General features: G+C 69.6%; 16 protein-coding genes. 15 read left to right on the top strand and 1 reads right to left on the bottom strand.

From position 1 onward, the window contains the following. Positions 1 to 5: 5 nt before the first annotated feature. On the bottom strand, positions 6 to 623 hold the full coding sequence (locus tag WMR31_RS20945) for an AIM24 family protein (protein WP_340540849.1): 618 nt from the start codon (positions 621 to 623) through the stop codon (positions 6 to 8). Positions 624 to 941: 318 nt separating this feature from the next. Here WMR31_RS20945 and WMR31_RS20940 point away from each other — a divergent pair, with 318 nt between their 5' ends. The 15 genes from WMR31_RS20940 to WMR31_RS20870 all read left to right on the top strand — a co-directional run bounded on the left by WMR31_RS20940 (position 942) and on the right by WMR31_RS20870 (position 17755). Continuing rightward, positions 942 to 1304, top strand: coding sequence for an NADH-quinone oxidoreductase subunit A (locus WMR31_RS20940; protein ID WP_340540848.1), 363 nt, complete (start codon positions 942 to 944; stop codon positions 1302 to 1304). 19 nt (positions 1305 to 1323) lie between these two features. Then, entirely contained in the window at positions 1324 to 1878 is a 555-nt protein-coding gene (locus tag WMR31_RS20935; RefSeq protein ID WP_340540847.1) for a NuoB/complex I 20 kDa subunit family protein, read from the top strand. Continuing rightward, complete coding sequence (locus tag WMR31_RS20930; RefSeq protein ID WP_340540846.1) at positions 1875 to 2576, top strand: NADH-quinone oxidoreductase subunit C; 702 nt, start codon at positions 1875 to 1877, stop codon at positions 2574 to 2576. Before WMR31_RS20935 ends, WMR31_RS20930 begins: the two co-directional genes overlap by 4 nt. Positions 2577 to 2649: 73 nt before the next feature. Next, positions 2650 to 3996 carry an NADH-quinone oxidoreductase subunit D gene (locus WMR31_RS20925; protein ID WP_340540845.1) on the top strand — a complete coding sequence of 449 codons (1347 nt, stop codon included), beginning with the start codon at positions 2650 to 2652 and terminating at the stop codon, positions 3994 to 3996. Between the two features lie 61 nt (positions 3997 to 4057). After that, the gene (gene nuoE, locus WMR31_RS20920; RefSeq protein ID WP_340540844.1) at positions 4058 to 4858 is read left to right on the top strand and encodes an NADH-quinone oxidoreductase subunit NuoE; all 801 of its coding nucleotides are present in this window, start codon (positions 4058 to 4060) and stop codon (positions 4856 to 4858) included. Then, on the top strand, positions 4855 to 6165 hold the full coding sequence (gene nuoF / locus WMR31_RS20915; protein WP_340540843.1) for an NADH-quinone oxidoreductase subunit NuoF: 1311 nt from the start codon (positions 4855 to 4857) through the stop codon (positions 6163 to 6165). The genes nuoE and nuoF overlap by 4 nt, the downstream gene beginning before the upstream one ends. Continuing rightward, positions 6162 to 8603 carry an NADH-quinone oxidoreductase subunit G gene (locus WMR31_RS20910; RefSeq protein WP_340540842.1) on the top strand — a complete coding sequence of 814 codons (2442 nt, stop codon included), beginning with the start codon at positions 6162 to 6164 and terminating at the stop codon, positions 8601 to 8603. Before nuoF ends, WMR31_RS20910 begins: the two co-directional genes overlap by 4 nt. Further along, positions 8603 to 9940: an NADH-quinone oxidoreductase subunit NuoH gene (nuoH, locus tag WMR31_RS20905; RefSeq protein WP_340540840.1), complete on the top strand. Its 1338-nt coding sequence runs from the start codon at positions 8603 to 8605 to the stop codon at positions 9938 to 9940. The genes WMR31_RS20910 and nuoH overlap by 1 nt, the downstream gene beginning before the upstream one ends. Continuing rightward, complete coding sequence (nuoI, locus tag WMR31_RS20900) at positions 9940 to 10491, top strand: NADH-quinone oxidoreductase subunit NuoI (protein WP_340540839.1); 552 nt, start codon at positions 9940 to 9942, stop codon at positions 10489 to 10491. The genes nuoH and nuoI overlap by 1 nt, the downstream gene beginning before the upstream one ends. Continuing rightward, positions 10488 to 11357, top strand: coding sequence for an NADH-quinone oxidoreductase subunit J (locus tag WMR31_RS20895; RefSeq protein ID WP_340540838.1), 870 nt, complete (start codon positions 10488 to 10490; stop codon positions 11355 to 11357). Before nuoI ends, WMR31_RS20895 begins: the two co-directional genes overlap by 4 nt. Continuing rightward, entirely contained in the window at positions 11354 to 11647 is a 294-nt protein-coding gene (nuoK, locus tag WMR31_RS20890) for an NADH-quinone oxidoreductase subunit NuoK (RefSeq protein ID WP_340540837.1), read from the top strand. Before WMR31_RS20895 ends, nuoK begins: the two co-directional genes overlap by 4 nt. 17 nt (positions 11648 to 11664) lie before the next feature. Continuing rightward, positions 11665 to 13593 carry an NADH-quinone oxidoreductase subunit L gene (gene nuoL / locus WMR31_RS20885; protein ID WP_340540836.1) on the top strand — a complete coding sequence of 643 codons (1929 nt, stop codon included), beginning with the start codon at positions 11665 to 11667 and terminating at the stop codon, positions 13591 to 13593. Positions 13594 to 13651: 58 nt separating this feature from the next. After that, positions 13652 to 15151 (top strand): NADH-quinone oxidoreductase subunit M, encoded by a 1500-nt coding sequence (locus WMR31_RS20880; protein ID WP_340540835.1) that lies wholly within the window; start codon positions 13652 to 13654, stop codon positions 15149 to 15151. 1 nt (position 15152) lies between these two features. Beyond that, the gene (nuoN, locus tag WMR31_RS20875; protein WP_340540833.1) at positions 15153 to 16736 is read left to right on the top strand and encodes an NADH-quinone oxidoreductase subunit NuoN; all 1584 of its coding nucleotides are present in this window, start codon (positions 15153 to 15155) and stop codon (positions 16734 to 16736) included. Continuing rightward, entirely contained in the window at positions 16733 to 17755 is a 1023-nt protein-coding gene (locus WMR31_RS20870; protein ID WP_340540832.1) for a polyprenyl synthetase family protein, read from the top strand. The genes nuoN and WMR31_RS20870 overlap by 4 nt, the downstream gene beginning before the upstream one ends. The last annotated feature ends 39 nt before the right edge of the window (positions 17756 to 17794 follow it).

Here is a 17794-nt window from a genome sequence, read left to right as displayed (position 1 = left end):
TCGCCTCACCTCTCCGCGGGCTGGATGTAGACGGTGCCCTGGCCCTCGAAGCGCAGGCTGAACGGCTCGCCGCCACCCTCGCCGACCAGGCTGCGCCAGGTGACACCGGAGACCAGGCTCATCTGGATCTGGCCGGTGCCCGCGACGTAGGCGTCGGGGTCGACCACCAGCGGCATTCCGGGCGCCACCGCGAGACCGATGAGGGGGCCGTCGGAGGTGATCGCGCACTGCCCGGAGCCGGTGACCGTCGTGGTCGCCAGGCCCTGTCCGGTGGTCATGCCGCGCAGCCCGGCGAACTGGACGTCGAGCTTGAGGCCCTCGGTGACGGCAAGGATGTGCTCGGACTCCACGGTGAGCCGGTCGTTGTCGAGGACCACGACGGTGACGTCGAGGCCGTCGACGGCCAGGTAGGCCCGGCCGTTGCCCTGGCACTCCATGAGCGTGATGCTCTCGCCGGCGACGCGCTGGCGCAGGGCTGCGCGGAATCCGCCGCCACCGCCCATGCCGGCGTGCTTGAAGTTGATGTTGCCGGTGTAGGCGACCATCGAGCCCTGCGCAGCGCGCACGCTGTCGCCGTTCAGGTCGGCGTGCAGGACTCTCTTGTCGGCGGTGAGCGTCGCCATCGGGCCTCCGGAGTTGCGGTCACGGGTGGGCGGGGAACAGGCGCACCCTAACCAGCGCATCCGACGCCCAAACCTCGGCGCGCCGCCCCGGCTCCGAAGTCCCGGTTCAATTACGCAACGGAGGAGTGCGTTAAATCCGCAGGTCAGAGCCTGATTCGGAGGTCACCCCGGGTGTGACGACGGGGGCGCGGAGTGGCAGTATGAGGCGCGATCGCTCCTCGTGATTCGGTTCACAAAGTCACAAGTTCGACCGAGTGTGACAACGCATCGTGTCCCGGATCCGAGGCACCCCCGTCGTCGTGGGAAGGGAAGACCCGGATGGACTTCTACACACCCGTCCTCGTCCTCGCGGCACTCGCTGCGATCTTCGCGGTCGGCTCGATCGTGACCAGCGCCTTCGTCGTAGGGCCTCGACGGTACAACCGGGCCAAGGACGACAGCTACGAATGCGGCATCGAGCCGACGCCCCAGCCGGCCGGCGGCGGCCGCTTCCCGGTGAAGTACTACATCATCGCGATGCTCTTCATCGTCTTCGACATCGAGATCATCTTCCTCTACCCGTGGGCCGTGAACTTCGACGCGATGGCGCTGTTCGGGCTGGTCGAGATGGTCCTCTTCATCGCCACCGTGTTCGTCGCCTACGCCTACGTGTGGCGCCGCGGCGGACTCGACTGGGACTGACCAGGAAGGCACTGAGACTGTGGGTATCGAGGACAAGCTGCCGAGCGGCGTACTGCTCAGCACCATCGAGGGCCTCTCGGGCTACATGCGCAAGGCGAGCTTCTGGCCGGCCACCTTCGGCCTGGCCTGCTGCGCCATCGAGATGATGACCTCCGGCGGGCCGAAGTACGACCTGGCCCGCTTCGGCATGGAGGTCTTCCGGGCCAGCCCGCGACAGGCGGACCTGATGATCGTCGCCGGCCGGGTGAGCCAGAAGATGGCGCCGGTGCTGCGGCAGATCTACGACCAGATGCCCGAGCCCAAGTGGGTCCTCGCGATGGGCGTATGCGCCAGCAGCGGCGGCATGTTCAACAACTACTCCATCGTGCAGGGCGTCGACCACGTCGTGCCGGTCGACATGTACCTGCCCGGCTGCCCGCCCCGCCCGGAGATGCTCATCGACGCCATCCTCAAGCTCCACGACCAGGTCCAGCACGCCAAGCTCGGCGCCAACCGGATCGCGGAGGTCGAGGAGCTGGAGAACAACGCGCTCAAGGCCCTGCCCACCTCCGAGATGAAGGGCCTGCTGCGGTGAGCGACGACAAGACCCCCGACCAGACCCCCGACGAGGCGGCCGCGACCCCGGCCCGCCCCGACGAGGTCCGGGTCGTCGGCGAGCGGCGTGGCATGTTCGGCGTCCGCGGCTCCGGCGACACCAGCGGCTACGGCGGCCTGGTCGCGCCGATCGTCTACCCCGGCGTGGCCGAGCGTCCCTACGGCGGCTGGTTCGACGAGGTGGCCGACGCCATCGAGGTCGTCACCTCCTTCGGTCGCGTGGTCATCCACCGCGGCGAGATCACCTTCCACATCCCGCGCGAGGACCTGCTGGCCACCGCCCAGCACCTGCGCGACGACCCCCGGCTGCGCTTCGAGTTCTGCGCCGGGGTCAACGGCGTCAACTACCCCGACGACGTCGGCGCCGAGCTCCACGCCGTCTACCACTTCCTCTCCCTCACCTTCAACCGCCGGATCCGGGTCGAGGTCAGCGCTCCCGACTCCGATCCGCACATCCCCTCGCTGGTGTCGGTCTACCCGACCACCGACTGGCACGAGCGCGAGACCTGGGACATGTTCGGCATCGTCTTCGACGGCCACCCCGCGCTCACCCGGATCCTGATGCCCGACGACTGGCCGGGTCACCCGCAGCGCAAGGACTATCCGCTCGGCGGCATCCCCGTCGAGTTCAAGGGCGGCACCGTGCCGCCGCCCGACCAGCGGAGGAGCTACAACTGATGGGTTCGCATCTGCCACGTCACATGGCTGGTCCGACGGCCACTCCCACTGCCACGACCTCGGGCGGCCTCCGATGAGCGCCTCCGACGACCTGTACGCCCCCTCGGCCGAGACCACCGACGGCCGGGTGTTCACCGTGAGCGGCCAGGACTGGGACGAGATCGTGTCCGGCCTCGCCGACAACGAGGGCGTCGAGGAGCGCGTCGTGGTCAACATGGGGCCGCAGCACCCCTCCACGCACGGCGTGCTACGCCTGATCCTCGAGATCGACGGCGAGACGGTCACCGAGGCCCGATGCGGCATCGGCTACCTGCACACCGGCATCGAGAAGAACATGGAGTTCCGCACCTGGGTGCAGGGCGTCACGTTCTGCACCCGCATGGACTACCTCGCCCCGCTGTTCAACGAGACGGCCTACTGCCTCGGAGTGGAGCGCCTGCTCGACATCGAGGACCAGATCCCCGAGAAGGCCAACGTCATGCGGGTGCTCCTCATGGAGCTCAACCGCCTCTCCTCCCACCTGGTCGCGATCGCGACCGGCGGCATGGAGATCGGTGCTCTCACCGTGATGACCATCGGCTTCCGCGAGCGCGAGCTCGTGCTCGACCTGTTCGAGCTCATCACCGGACTGCGGATGAACCACGCCTTCATCCGTCCCGGCGGAGTGGCGCAGGACCTCCCGCCCGGTGCGCTGGAGGAGATCCGCGGCTTCATCGCCCTGATGAAGAAGCGGCTGCCCGAGTACGCCGCGCTGTGCAACGCCAACCCGATCTTCAAGGGCCGCCTGGAGGGCGTGGGTCACCTCGAGCTCGACGGCTGCCTGGCCCTGGGCATCACCGGCCCGCCGCTGCGGGCCACCGGCTACGGCTGGGACATCCGCAAGACCGAGCCGTACTGCGGCTACGAGGAGTACGACTTCGACGTCCAGACCTGGGACACCGCCGACTCCTACGGCCGGTTCCGCGTGCGGCTGAACGAGATGTGGGAGTCGCTGAAGATCGTCGAGCAGGCCGCCGACCGGCTCGCCGGACTCGAGGGTGCGCCGGTGATGGTCGCCGACAAGAAGATCGCCTGGCCCAGCCAGCTCTCGATCGGCTCCGACGGCATGGGCAACTCCCTCGACCACATCAAGCACATCATGGGCGACTCCATGGAGGCGCTCATCCACCACTTCAAGCTGGTCACCGAGGGCTTCCGGGTACCGCCCGGCCAGGCCTACGTCCCGGTCGAGGCGCCGCGCGGCGAGCTCGGCGCGCACGTCGTCTCCGACGGCGGCACGCGGCCCTTCCGTGCCCACTTCAGGGACCCGTCGTTCACCAACCTGCAGGGCACCAGCGTGATGAGCGAGGGCGGTCAGGTCGCCGACGTGATCGTCGCGATCGCCTCGATCGACCCCGTGATGGGAGGCGTCGACCGGTGATATCCCAGCAGTCGACGGCCCCCCAGTTGGTGGCGAAGCCGAACCCGAGGGGATCGCGTTCATGATCGACGACAAGACCCGCGCCGAGCTCGTCGAGATCGCCGCGCGCTATCCGGAGAAGCGCTCCGGCCTGCTGCCGATGCTGCACCTGGTGCAGTCGGTCGAGGGCCGGATCACGCCCGAGGGCATCGACGTGTGCGCCGAGCTCCTCGACATCACCGCCGCCGAGGTCAGCGGCGTCGCGACGTTCTACACCATGTACAAGCGCCGCCCGGTCGGCGACTACCTGGTCGGCGTCTGCACCAACACGCTGTGCGCGGTGATGGGCGGCGACGAGATCTTCGAGCGCCTCAAGGAGCACCTCGACGTCGGCAACGACGAGACCACCGAGGACGTCCCCGGCCTGAAGAACATCACCCTCGAGCACATCGAGTGCAACGCGGCCTGCGACTACGCCCCGGTGATGATGGTCAACTGGGAGTTCATGGACAACATGACGCCGCAGCGGGCCACCGAGGTCGTCGACGACCTGCGCGCCGGCACCGAGGTCCACTCCACCCGCGGCCCGCGCCTGTGCACCTGGCGCGAGGCCGAGCGCGTGCTCGCCGGCTTCCCCGACGGCGGCGCGGCGGAGGGCCCCGGCGCCGGACCGGCCTCCCTGGTCGGGCTCGAGATCGCCCGCGAGCACGACTGGACCGCACCGCCCGTCGACGCTCCGGCCGCGGTCGGTACCGGTCAGAGCACGGGACAGAGCGCGGAGTCCGCGGTCTCCCAGGCAGACACCGCCCGCGCCGAGAGCGAGACGGTCGAGGAGCAGGCGCCCACCGGCAAGCCCGCGCAGGAGAAGGAGGAGGGCAAGTGACCGACACTCTGACCCCGGTCCTCACCGACGACTGGGACGCCGAGCGCAGCTGGACCCTGGCGACCTACGAGTCCCGCGGCGGCTACCAGGCCGTGCGCAAGGCGCTCGCGATGGACCCCGACGACATCATCACCGCCGTCAAGGACTCCGGCCTGCGGGGCCGTGGCGGCGCCGGCTTCCCCACCGGCATGAAGTGGTCCTTCATCCCGCAGGACAACCCCAAGCCCAAGTACCTCGTGGTCAACGCCGACGAGTCCGAGCCCGGCACGTGCAAGGACATGCCGCTGATGATGGCCACGCCGCACACGCTGGTCGAGGGCGTCATCATCAGCTCCTTCGCCATCCGCGCCCACCACGCCTTCATCTACATCCGGGGCGAGGCGCTCCAGGTGATCCGCCGGGTCCAGGCCGCCGTCGCCGAGGCCTACGCCGCCGGCTACCTCGGCAAGAACATCCTGGGCAGCGGCTACGACCTCGACGTCGTGGTCCACGCCGGCGCCGGTGCCTACATCTGCGGCGAGGAGACCGCGCTCCTCGAGGGCCTCGAGGGCCGGCGCGGCCAACCTCGCCTGCGTCCGCCCTTCCCCGCCGTCGCCGGCCTCTACGCGTGCCCGACGGTCATCAACAACGTGGAGTCGATCGCCTCGGTGCCCAGCATCATCGCCAACGGCGCCGCCTGGTTCGCCTCGATGGGCACCGAGAAGTCCAAGGGCTACGGCATCTTCTCGCTCTCGGGCCACATCAACCGCCCCGGCCAGTACGAGGCCCCGCTCGGCATCACGCTGCGCGAGCTGATCGACCTCGCCGGCGGCATGCGCAACGGCCACGAGCTGAAGTTCTGGACGCCGGGCGGCTCGAGCACCCCGCTGCTCACCGCCGAGGAGATCGACGTCCCGCTCGACTTCGAGGCGGTCGCGGCGGCCGGCTCCATGCTCGGCACCCGGGCACTGCAGATCTTCGACGAGACGACCTGCGTGGTGCGCGCGGTGCTGCGCTGGACGGAGTTCTACAAGCACGAGTCGTGCGGCAAGTGCACCCCGTGCCGCGAGGGCACGTGGTGGCTGGTGCAGACCCTGGCCGCGCTCGAGCGCGGCGAGGGCCACCGCGACGACCTCGACCTGCTGCTCGACCAGTGCGACAACATCCTGGGCCGCTCGTTCTGTGCGCTCGGTGACGGTGCCACCAGCCCGGTCACCAGCTCGATCCACTACTTCCGCGACGAGTACCTCGCCCACCTCGACCACGGGGGCTGCCCGTTCGATCCGGCCGCCTCCACCGCCTACGCGAACGCCGGAGCACTCGCATGAGCACGTCCCAGACCGACGGCCAGACCGAAGTCGACCAGGTCGAACTCGTATCGGTGACGATCGACGGCATCCAGATCGACGTCCCCAAGGACATGCTCGTCATCCGCGCCGCCGAGCTGATCGGCGTCCAGATCCCGCGCTTCTGCGACCACCCGCTGCTCGAGCCGGTGGGCGCGTGCCGCCAGTGCCTGATCGAGGTGCCCGACGCCGGCAACGGTCGCGGCTTCCCCAAGCCGCAGGCCGCCTGCACCCTGCCCGTCGCGCCCGGCATGGTCGTGCACACGCAGATGACCAGCGCCGTCGCCGACAAGGCCCAGCACGGCGTCATGGAGCTGCTGCTGATCAACCACCCGCTCGACTGCCCCGTGTGCGACAAGGGCGGCGAATGCCCCCTGCAGAACCAGGCGATCAGCAACGGCAACAGCGAGTCGCGCTTCCTCAGCTCCGGCTCCGGCGGCGTCAAGCGCACCTTCCCCAAGCCGATCAACCTCTCCCCGCAGATCCTGCTCGACCGCGAGCGCTGCATCGTGTGCCAGCGGTGCACGCGGTTCGCCGAGGAGATCCCCGGCGACCCGTTCATCTCGCTCATCGAGCGCGGCGCGATGCAGCAGATCGGCATCGCCGAGGACGCGCCCTTCCTCTCCTACTTCGCCGGAAACACCATCCAGATCTGCCCGGTCGGCGCGCTCACCTCGGAGTCCTACCGGTTCCGCTCGCGCCCCTTCGACCTCGTCTCGAGCCCCTCGATCGCCGAGCAGGACGCGTGCGGCTCCGCGATCCGCATCGACCACCGCCGCGGCAAGGTGATGCGCCGCCTCTCCGGCAACGACCCCGAGGTCAACGAGGAGTGGATCACCGACAAGGACCGCTTCGCCTTCACCTACGCCACGGTTCCCGAGCGGCTCACCTACCCGCAGGTGCGCGACGCCGACGGCGAGCTGCGGCCGGCGTCGTGGCCGGAGGCCTTCGCGGTCGCCGCTCGCGGGCTCGCCGCCGCCGGGGGAGTCGGCGTGCTCACCGGGGGCCGGCTCACCGGCGAGGACGCCTACGCCTACAGCAAGTTCGCCCGCGTGGCGCTGGGTACCAACGACATCGACTTCAGGTCCAGGCCGCACTCGGCCGAGGAGGCCGCCTTCCTGGCCTCCTACGTCGCTGCCACCGGCCCCGGCGAGGCCGGATCGGTCACCTTCACCGATCTCGAGAACGCCGCCACCGTCGTCCTCGCCGGCTTCGAGCCCGAGGACGAGGCCGGCGCGATCTTCCTGCGCCTGCGCAAGGGTGCGCTGCACCACGGCACCCGGGTACTGGCCATCGCGCCGTTCACCACGCGCGGCCTGAGCAAGATGAACGCCACGCTCCTCCCGACCGCGCCGGGCGGTGAGACCGCAGTGCTCACCGAGCTGCGCAACCAGGGCGAGCACGGCGTCGACGAGACCGCCATCATCCTGGTCGGCGAGCGCCTGGCCACGGTGCCCGGCGCGCTCAGCGCGGCCGCTGCCACCGCCGAGGCCACCGGCGCCCGGCTGGCCTGGGTTCCGCGGCGCGCCGGCGACCGGGGCGCCCTCGACACCGGCTGCCTGCCCACCCTGCTGCCTGGTGGTCGTCCGGTCTCCGATCCCGCTGCCCGCGTCGACGTCGCCGCCGCCTGGGGCGTCGACTCGCTGCCGGCACACCCGGGCCGCGACGGCGAGGCCATCGTGGCCGGACTGGTCAACGGCCAGCTCGGCGGCCTGGTCATCGGCGGCGTCGACCCCGCCGACACCCTCGACCCGGAGGCCACCCGGGCGGCGATCGCCGCCGCGTCGTTCGTGGTCTCCCTCGAGCTGCGCTCCACCGAGGTCACCGCGGCCGCCGACGTCGTCTTCCCGGTGGCGCCGGCGGTGGAGAAGGCCGGCACCTACGTCAACTGGGAGGGCCGGATCCGCGACTTCGACCGCGCCATCAAGAACGTCGCCTCGCTGCCCGACCTGCGCATCCTCGCCGGCATCGCCGACGAGCTCGCCGCGCTCGGGCAGGGCAGGCCGTTGGGCTTCCGCACCGTCGAGGAGGTCTGGAGCGAGATGGAGCAGCTCGGCGCCTGGGACGGCGCACGGGCCGAGTTCGATCCCGCGATCGCCGCCACCGGCCAGGCCGACGCCGACGCGATGGTCCTCTCCACCTGGAAGCTGATGCTCGACCAGGGCACCATGCAGGACGGCGACAAGTACCTCGCCGCGACCGCACGGCCCGCGGTGGCCGTGGTCAGCCGCGCCGTCTACGACGCCTGCGGACCCACCGTCACCGTCACCGGTGAGCGTGGCTCGGTCACCCTGCCCGCCGAGGTCGCCGACGACCTCGTCGAGGGCGTCGTCTGGATCCCCGCGAACTCCGCGGGCAACGGACTGCTCACCGACCTGGGCAAGCCCGGGTCCCGGGTCACCGTCACCGGAGGCAACTGATGATTCTCGGTAACGCCGTCGCCGCGGCGCCGCTCGTCGTCGACGCGGGCCTGCAGGCCTTCGGACGCGACACCTGGTGGGTCATCCTGATCAAGGTCGTGCTGGTCTTCCTGGTCCTGGTGCTCCTCACCCTGTTCAACATCTGGCTCGAGCGCCGGGTCGTGGCCCGCATGCAGCACCGCATCGGTCCCAACGTGAACGGCCCCTTCGGCCTGCTCCAGTCGCTCGCCGACGGCGTGAAGCTGATGTTCAAGGAGGACCTGCTGCCGAAGGCGGCCGACAAGGTCGTCTTCATCCTCGCCCCGATCCTCGCCGTCATCCCGGCGTTCGTGACCTTCAGCGTCATCCCGTTCGGGCCGGAGGTGAACTTCTTCGGCGAGCGCACCCCGCTCCAGCTGACCGACATGCCGGTGGCGGTGCTCTTCGCCATGGCGATCGCCTCGATCGGCATCTACGGCATCGTCCTCGGCGGCTGGTCCAGCGGCTCCACCTACTCGCTGCTCGGCGGCCTGCGCTCGAGCGCCCAGATGATCTCCTACGAGGTCGCGATGGGCCTCGCGCTGGTCGCGGTCTTCCTCTACGCAGGCTCCATGTCGACCTCGGAGATCGTGGCCGCCCAGGACGACCTGTGGTTCGGGCTGATCCTGATCCCGTCGTTCGTCATCTACTGCATCGCGATGGTCGGCGAGACCAACCGGGCACCGTTCGACCTCCCCGAGGCCGAGGGCGAGCTGGTCGGCGGGTTCCACACCGAGTACTCCTCGATCAAGTTCGCGCTCTTCTTCCTCGCCGAGTACATCAACATGGCCACCGTCTCGGCCCTGGCCACCACGCTGTTCCTCGGCGGCTGGCACGCGCCGTTCTGGATCGACGAGCTGTACGCCGGCTTCAACGAGGGCTACTGGCCCGTGCTGTGGTTCTTCGGCAAGGTCTTCTTCTTCATCTTCATCTTCATCTGGCTGCGCGGCTCGCTGCCCCGGCTGCGCTACGACCAGTTCATGGCCTTCGGCTGGAAGGTCCTGATCCCGGCCTCGCTGGCGTGGATCGTCGCGGTCGCGACGCTGCGCGTGGCCAAGGTCGAGGGCTGGCTGGAGAGCGACCAGCTGCCGATCATCATCGGCGCGGTGATCGTCGTCCTGATCGCGGTGATGTTCATCGGCGGACGCGACGTCGAGGAGACCCCCGAGGTCGCCGCCGGCTCCGCCGGTGGATCCACCGGCTTCCCGACCCCGCCCATGCCCGCCGGGGGAGCCGTGCGCGGCGCCGCCGCGCCGCTCGTGTTCGACAGACCCGCGCCGACAGTCAGGGCCACCACCGTGGCAGAGGAGGAGGTCTGATGGCCGAGTCCAAGTCCTTCAAGGAACAGTTCATCGATCCGGTCGCCGGCTTCGGTGTCACCTTCCGGACGATGTTCCGCAAGGTCGTCACCGAGCAGTACCCGTTCGAGAAGCAGCCCACCGCGCCACGCTTCCACGGCCGTCACCAGCTCAACCGCTGGCCCGACGGGCTGGAGAAGTGCGTCGGATGCGAGCTGTGCGCGTGGGCCTGCCCGGCCGACGCGATCTACGTCGAGGGTGCCTCCAACACCGAGGACGACCGCTACAGCCCCGGCGAGCGCTACGGCCGCGTCTACCAGATCAACTACCTGCGCTGCATCCTGTGCGGGCTGTGCATCGAGGCCTGCCCCACCCGGGCGCTCACGATGACCAACGAGTACGAGCTGGCCGACGACAACCGCGCCGACCTCATCTACACCAAGTCCGAGCTGCTCGCCCCGCTCCTGCCGGGCATGGAGCAGCCCCCGCACCCGATGCACGAGGGCTGGGACGAGACCGACTACTACCGCGGTGGGCGCTCGACCTCCGACGTCGGAGGGGAGTCGAAGTGATCACGTTCTGGGTGCTTGCGCCGATCATGGTGCTGGCCGCTCTCGGCATGCTCTTCGCGCGCAAGGCCGTGCACGCCGCGCTGCTGCTCGCCGTGGTGATGATCAGCCTGGCGGTCCTCTACGCCGCGCTCGAGGCGCCGTTCCTGTTCGCGGTGCAGATCATCGTCTACACCGGCGCGATCTTGATGCTCTTCCTCTTCGTGCTGATGCTGGTCGGCGTCGACGCCTCCGACTCGGTCGTGGAGACGATCAAGGGTCAGCGGCCGCTGGCGATCTTCACCGGACTGCTGCTCGGGATCATCCTGGTGCTCGGGCTGAGCCAGCTGAGTCTGGGCGCGTCGGCGAACCTGGATGCCGCCAACGACCCGGGCAACGTCCCGGCGCTGGCCAACATCATCTTCTCCCGCTACGTCCTCGCCTTCGAGATCACCAGCTCGCTGCTGATCACCGCTGCCGTCGGCGCGATGGTGCTGGCCCACCGGGAGCGGTTGACGCCCAAGGCGACCCAGGCGGACCTGGCCGCCAAGCGGATGCGCGACTTCGCCGACAAGGGCACCCACCCCGGTCCGCTGCCGGCCCCCGGCGTCTACGCCCGCCACAACGCCGTCGACACTCCCGCGCTGCTGCCCGACGGCACCGCCGCGGAGTCCTCGGTCTCCCGGGTGCTCGCCGCCCGCGGCACCGTCCGCTCGGCTCCGGCCATGGCCGAGGACATCGAGGAGCTCAAGCGCCAGCTCGGCGTCGAGCCCTCGGGCCCGGCGCGACCTGCCTCCGCCGAGCCGGTCGACGACCTCGCGGACCGGCCCGCGGACCCCTCGCGAACCGATGACCCCGACAGCAACCACGGGGGAGGGGCCCAGTCATGACCGAGTACATCGTCTTGTCCTCGATCCTGTTCACGATCGGAGCGGTCGGCGTCCTGGTGCGCCGCAACGCGATCGTCGTGTTCATGTGCGTCGAGCTGATGCTCAACGCCTGCAACCTCGCGCTGGTCGCCTTCGCCAAGCAGCACGGCAATCTCGAGGGGCAGGTGGCCGCCTTCTTCGTGATGGTGGTCGCCGCCGCTGAGGTCGTGATCGGCCTGGCCATCATCATGACCATCTTCCGCGCCCGCCGCTCGGCCTCGGTCGACGACGCCAGCCTGCTGAAGTTCTGAAAGGGACGGGCCACCAGATGTTCGTCATGTCGACGGGACACGAGATCCCGGTCATCCATCCTGAGAGCGCCGACGGCGTCTTCAGCCTGATGTGGCTGGTGATCGCGCTGCCGCTGCTCGGCGCCGCGATCCTGCTGCTCGGCGGCCGGTTCACCGACCGCTGGGGCCACCTGCTCGGCACCTTGATGCCGATCGGCTCCTTCGTGATCAGCCTGCTGATGTTCCTGCAGCTGCTCGGTCGCGACGCCGAGGACCGCCAGATCGTCCAGCACCTTTACGACTGGGTGCAGGTCGGCGGGCTCAACGTCGGGATGGACCTGCTCTTCGACCCGCTGTCCTCGCTGTTCCTGCTGCTCATCACCGGTGTCGGCTCGCTGATCCACATCTACTCGATCGGCTACATGGCCCACGACCCGCGTCGTCGTCGCTTCTTCGGCTACCTCAACCTGTTCGTGGCCGCGATGCTGATGCTGGTCATGTCCGAGAACTACCTCGGCCTCTTCCTCGGCTGGGAGGGCGTTGGCCTGGCCTCCTACCTGCTCATCGGCTTCTGGCAGCACAAGCCCACCGCCGCGGCCGCGGCGAAGAAGGCCTTCGTGCTCAACCGCGTCGGCGACATGGGCATGGTCTCGGCGATCTTCCTCGCCTTCGTCACCTTCGGCACGACGTCCTTCACGCTGATCAGCGCCAAGGCCGAGTTCGCCTCCGAGGCCACCATGACCGCCCTGGGCATCCTGCTCCTGGTGGGTGCCTGCGGTAAGTCCGCGCAGGTGCCGCTCCAGGCCTGGCTCCTCGACGCGATGGAGGGCCCGACCCCGGTCTCGGCCCTCATCCACGCCGCGACCATGGTCACCGCCGGCGTCTACCTGATCGTGCGCTCGAACTTCATCTTCGAGTACGCCCCGGACGCCCAGGCGGTCGTGGTGATCGTCGCCGTCGTCACGATCTTGTGGGGTGCGGTCATCGGTTGCGCCAAGGACGACATCAAGAAGGCCCTGGCCGGATCGACGATGAGCCAGATCGGCTACATGATGCTGGCCGCCGGCCTCGGCGCCGCGGGCTACGCCTTCGCGATCCTGCACCTGCTCACCCACGGCTTCTTCAAGGCCAACATGTTCCTCGGCGCCGGCTCGGTCATGCACGGCATGAACGACGACGTCGACATGCGTCACTACGGCGCGCTGAGCCGGGCGATGCCGGTCACCTTCTTGACCTTCGCGATGGGCTACCTCGCGATCATCGGGTTCCCCGGTTTCTCCGGGTTCTGGTCCAAGGACAAGATCATCGAGGTCGCGCTCGGTGAGAGCTGGATCGTCGGCATCGCCGCGCTGCTCGGCGCGGGGATCACCGCGTTCTACATGACCCGGCTGATGCTGATGACCTTCTTCTCCGAGAAGCGCTGGGACAAGGACGTCCACCCGCACGAGTCGCCCGCCGTCATGACCGTGCCGCTGATCGTGCTCGCCGCGCTGTCGGTCCTCGGTGGCGTGCTGCTGCTCGGCGGCTGGATCGTCGACTGGCTCGAGCCGGTCACCGGGCCCGAGGTCCACCACGACCTGCCGCTGCCGGTCATCGCGATCACCCTCATCACCGTGGTCGTCGTGGCCATCGGCGTCGCGATCGCGTTCGTGCTCTACCAGCGCCGCGAGGTCCCGCGCACCGCCCCCACCGACGTCTCGTTCCTCACCACGGCCGCCCGCAACGACCTCTACGGCGACGCCATCAACGACGCCCTGGTCGTCAACCCCGGCCGGCGTCTGGTCAGCGGCCTGTACGCCTTCGACCGTGGCGGTGCCGACGGGCTGTTCACCGGGGCGGCGGCGTCGGTCCGCGCCATCGGCGGCCAGCTGCGCAAGGCGCAGTCGGGCTACGTGCGCTCCTATGCCCTCTCCGTGCTCGTCGGCGTCGTCATCGTCGCCCTGGCGATGCTGGCGGTGAACCTGTGACGACTCACCCGCAGCGCCGTCGCCTCGTCGACCTCGAGGCCCCGGAGGTGGCCATCTCATGCTGACCGCACTCATCCTCGTGCCGCTCGTCGGCGCGCTGGTCATCGCGTTCGCGCCGGCCGCCAGCTCGCGTTCCATCGCGCTGGGCGTCTCGGCCGGAACCCTCGGCCTCGGCATCGCCACCGCCGTCCAGTTCAAGGTCGGCGACGGCATGCAGCTGACCGAGGAGGTCGAGTGGATCAAGGCCTTCGGCGTCCACTACGCCGTCGGCGTCGACGGTCTCGGACTGCTCATGGTGCTGCTCACCGTGGTGCTGGTGCCGATCGTGCTGGTTGCCTGCTGGAACGAGGGCGACTCCGCCCCGCGCTCCTACTACGGCTGGATGCTGGCGATGGAGGCGCTGTCCCTCGCGGTCTTCTGTGCCACCGACGTGTTCTTCTTCTACGTCGTCTTCGAGGCCACGCTGATCCCGGCCTACTTCCTCATCGGCGGCTTCGGCCGCGCCGGCCGCAGCGCCGCCGCGGTGAAGTTCCTGATGTTCCAGCTCGCCGGAGGCCTGGTGCTGCTGGCCTCGGTCATCGGGCTGTACGTCGTGTCGTCCCAGCAGGGCTCGCCGTCCTACCTGCTCTCCGACCTCGAGCAGCTCGACATCTCCACCGAGGCAGGGCGCTGGCTGTTCGCCGGGTTCTTCATCGCCTTCGCGATCAAGGCGCCGCTGTTCCCGGTGCACACCTGGCTGGCCGACACCACCGAGAAGGCCACGCCGGGCACCAGCGTGATGCTCGTGTGCGTGCTCGACAAGATCGGCACCTTCGGGATGCTGCGGTTCTGCCTCGGCATCTTCCCCGAGGCCTCCGAGTGGGCGACGCCGGTCGTCATCGCACTCGCCCTGATCTCGATCGTCTACGGCGCCCTGGTCGCCATCGCCCAGGACGACGTGCTCCGACTGATCGGTCTCACCTCGCTGAGCCACTTCGGCTTCATCACGCTGGGCATCTTCGTGTTCAGCACGCAGGGCGCCTCGGGCTCGATCCTCTACATGGTCAACCACGGCATCGGCACCGCCGCGCTGTTCCTGGTCGCCGGCTACATCATCCGGCGCCGCGGCACCACGCTGATCAGCCAGATGGGCGGGCTGGAGAAGGCCACGCCGATCCTCGCCGGGCTGCTGCTCGTCGCCGGCCTGGCCACCCTGGGCCTGCCGGGCCTGAGCCCGTTCATCTCCGAGTTCCTGGTGCTGCTCTCGGCCTTCGACTACGCCTGGTGGGTCGGCGCGATCGCCGTCACCGGCATCGTGCTGGCCGCGATCTACGTCTTGTGGATGTACCAGCGGATCATGACCGGCCCCGAGCCGGCCGACGCCGTCGGCACGCCCGACGCCACGCCGCGCGAGATCCTCGCGGTCGCCCCGCTGATGATCGCCCTGGTGGGCTTCGGGTTCTTCCCGCAGCCGCTGCTCGACATCAGCAACCCGTACGCGGAGAACCTGCTCGCCCATGTCGGCGTCCAGGACGACCCGCCCACGGTCCCCGCCACCGAGTTCGAGACGGGTGAGTGACATGGACTTCGTCAAGCCCATCATCGAGTACGGCGAGCTGTCGCCGCTGCTGATCATCTTCGGCGCGGCCGTCATCGGCGTCCTCGTCGAGGCGTTCGTGCCTCGCAGTGCGCGCCACCCCGTCCAGGTCGGCGTCGCCGCGATCGGCGTGATCGCCGCCCTGGTGGCCACCGTCCTGGTCGCGGTCGACCTGCCCGACGCCTCCGGCGGCAAGGGCATCATCGGCGGCGAGGGATCGGTCGTCATCGACGGCCCCACCACCTACCTGTGGGGGCTCATCCTCGTCACCGCCCTGGCCGGCGTCGCCCTGTTCGCCGAGCGCCGCATCGAGGCCGGAGTCTCGGTGTTCGCGGGCCAGGCCGCCGCGATCCCCGGCAGCGAGGCCGAGCGGCGGACCTCCGGCCTGGAGCAGACCGAGGTCTACCCGCTGCTGATGTTCGCCGTCGGCGGCATGCTGCTCTTCCCCGCCTCCGGCGACCTGCTCACGATGTTCGTCGGCCTCGAGGTCCTCTCGCTGCCGCTGTACCTCCTGTGCGGTCTGGCCCGACGCCGTCGGCTGCTGAGCCAGGAGGCCGCGCTCAAGTACTTCCTGCTCGGCGCGTTCTCCTCCGGGTTCTTCCTCTACGGCGTCGCGCTGGTCTACGGCTACGCCGGGTCGATGAACCTCGAGGTCATCCACGCCGCCACGGTCAACCGGACCGACGACCGGGTCCTGCTGCTGCTCGGAATCGGCATGCTGTCGGTCGGGCTGCTGTTCAAGGTCGGTGCGGTGCCCTTCCAGGCCTGGACGCCCGACGTCTACCAGGGCGCCCCCACCGCGGTCACCGCGTTCATGTCGGCGGCCACGAAGATCGCGGCGTTCGGTGCGATCCTGCGGCTCTTCTACGTCGCCTTCGGCGCCAACCGGTGGGACTGGCAGCCCATGTTCTGGGTCATCGCGATCCTCACCATGGTGATCGGCGCGATCCTCGCCGTCGTCCAGACCGACGTGAAGCGGATGCTCGCCTACTCCTCGGTGGCCCACACCGGCTTCCTGCTGACCGGCGTGCTCGGCCTCCAGGCCACCGGCGCGCTCGGGGAGGACCAGGTCACCTCGCTGGAGGCCGTGCTGTTCTACCTCACCACCTACGCCTTCGCGACCGTCGGCGCCTTCGCGATCGTCACCCTGGTGCGCGACGCGAACGGCGAGGCGACGTCGTTCGCGAAGTGGGCCGGGCTCGGGAAGCGCTCGCCGCTGGTCGCGGGCACCTTCGCGCTGTTCCTGCTGTCGATGGCCGGCATCCCGCTCACCGCCGGATTCGTGGGCAAGTGGGCGGTCTTCACCGTCGCGATGTCGGCGGGCGCCTGGCCGGTCGTGCTCGTGGCCATCGGCTCCAGCATCATCGCCGTCTACTTCTACATCGGCCTGATCCGCTTGATGTTCTTCACCGAGCCGGCAGAGGCCGACGCCGGTGCCGCCGTCACGGTGCCCTCGCCGCTCACCAGCGTCACCATCGGGCTGTGCGCGATCGCCACGATCGTTCTCGGCGTCGTGCCGGGCCCCGTGCTCGACCTGGTGGGCAATGCGGGAGACTTCATCAGGTGAGTCCCTCGCCCGGCGCCGCCACCACGGCCGAGTTCGCCCTCCCGATCCTCGACGAGGGCCTGGCCGACCGGCTGCGCGCGCGGATGGCCGAGGTCGAGACGGCGCTGTTCGAGCATGCGCAGAGCCGGGCGGCCGGGTACGTCACCGAGGCCGCCCAGCACCTGCTCGCCGCGGGCGGCAAGCGGTTCCGGCCGCTGCTGGTGCTGCTGGCCGCCGAGGCCGGCAAGCACCCGGAGTCCGAGGACGTCATCACCGCCGCGTGCGTCGTGGAGATCACCCACGTGGGCTCGCTGTACCACGACGACGTCATGGACGAGGCCGACCTGCGCCGCGGCGCCGACTCGGCCAACACCCGGTGGGACAACCACGTCGCGATCCTCACCGGCGACTTCCTGTTCGCGAAGTCGTCGGAGCTGACCGCGCTCCTCGGCGCCGACGCCGTCCGGATCCAGGCCGAGACGTTCACCCGGCTGGTCGAGGGCCAGATCATGGAGACCGTCCAGCCGGGCCCGGACGAGGATGCGCTCCAGCACTACCTCGACGTGGTGGCGGGCAAGACCGGCTCGCTGATCGCCACCTCGGCGCGCTACGGCGCCCGTTTCGGCGGTGCCACCGTCGAGGTCGAGGAGGCTCTGACCGCCTACGGCGAGATCGTCGGCTCGGCCTTCCAGCTCTCCGACGACATCCTCGACATCGCCTCGGAGTCCGCCGAGTCCGGCAAGACCCCCGGCACCGACCTTCGCGAGGGGGTGGCCACCCTTCCGGTGTTGCTGGCCCTGGCCTCCACCGACCCCGCCGACGCCCGGCTGCACGAGCTGCTGCGCGCCGACCTCACCGACGACGCCCTGCACGCCGAGGCCCTCGCCCTCCTGCGCGCCCACCCGGCGATGGACGAGGCCCGCGCCTACGTCGTCGCGCGCTCCCAGGAGGCCAAGGCGCTCCTCGACGTCCTCCCCGAGGGCCCCGTCCGCACTGCCCTGGAGGACTTCGCCGACGTCGTCGCCGTCCGCACCGCCTGACCCCTGTCGTCCACAGGTCCGACCCTCCCAGCCACGCTG

The organism is Nocardioides epinepheli (genome assembly GCF_037936805.1).
In the GTDB taxonomy this organism is placed as follows: Bacteria; Actinomycetota; Actinomycetes; order Propionibacteriales; family Nocardioidaceae; genus Nocardioides.
The sequence above is the reverse complement of the archived record's forward strand: the minus strand, read 5'-3'. Positions and strand labels throughout refer to the sequence as shown.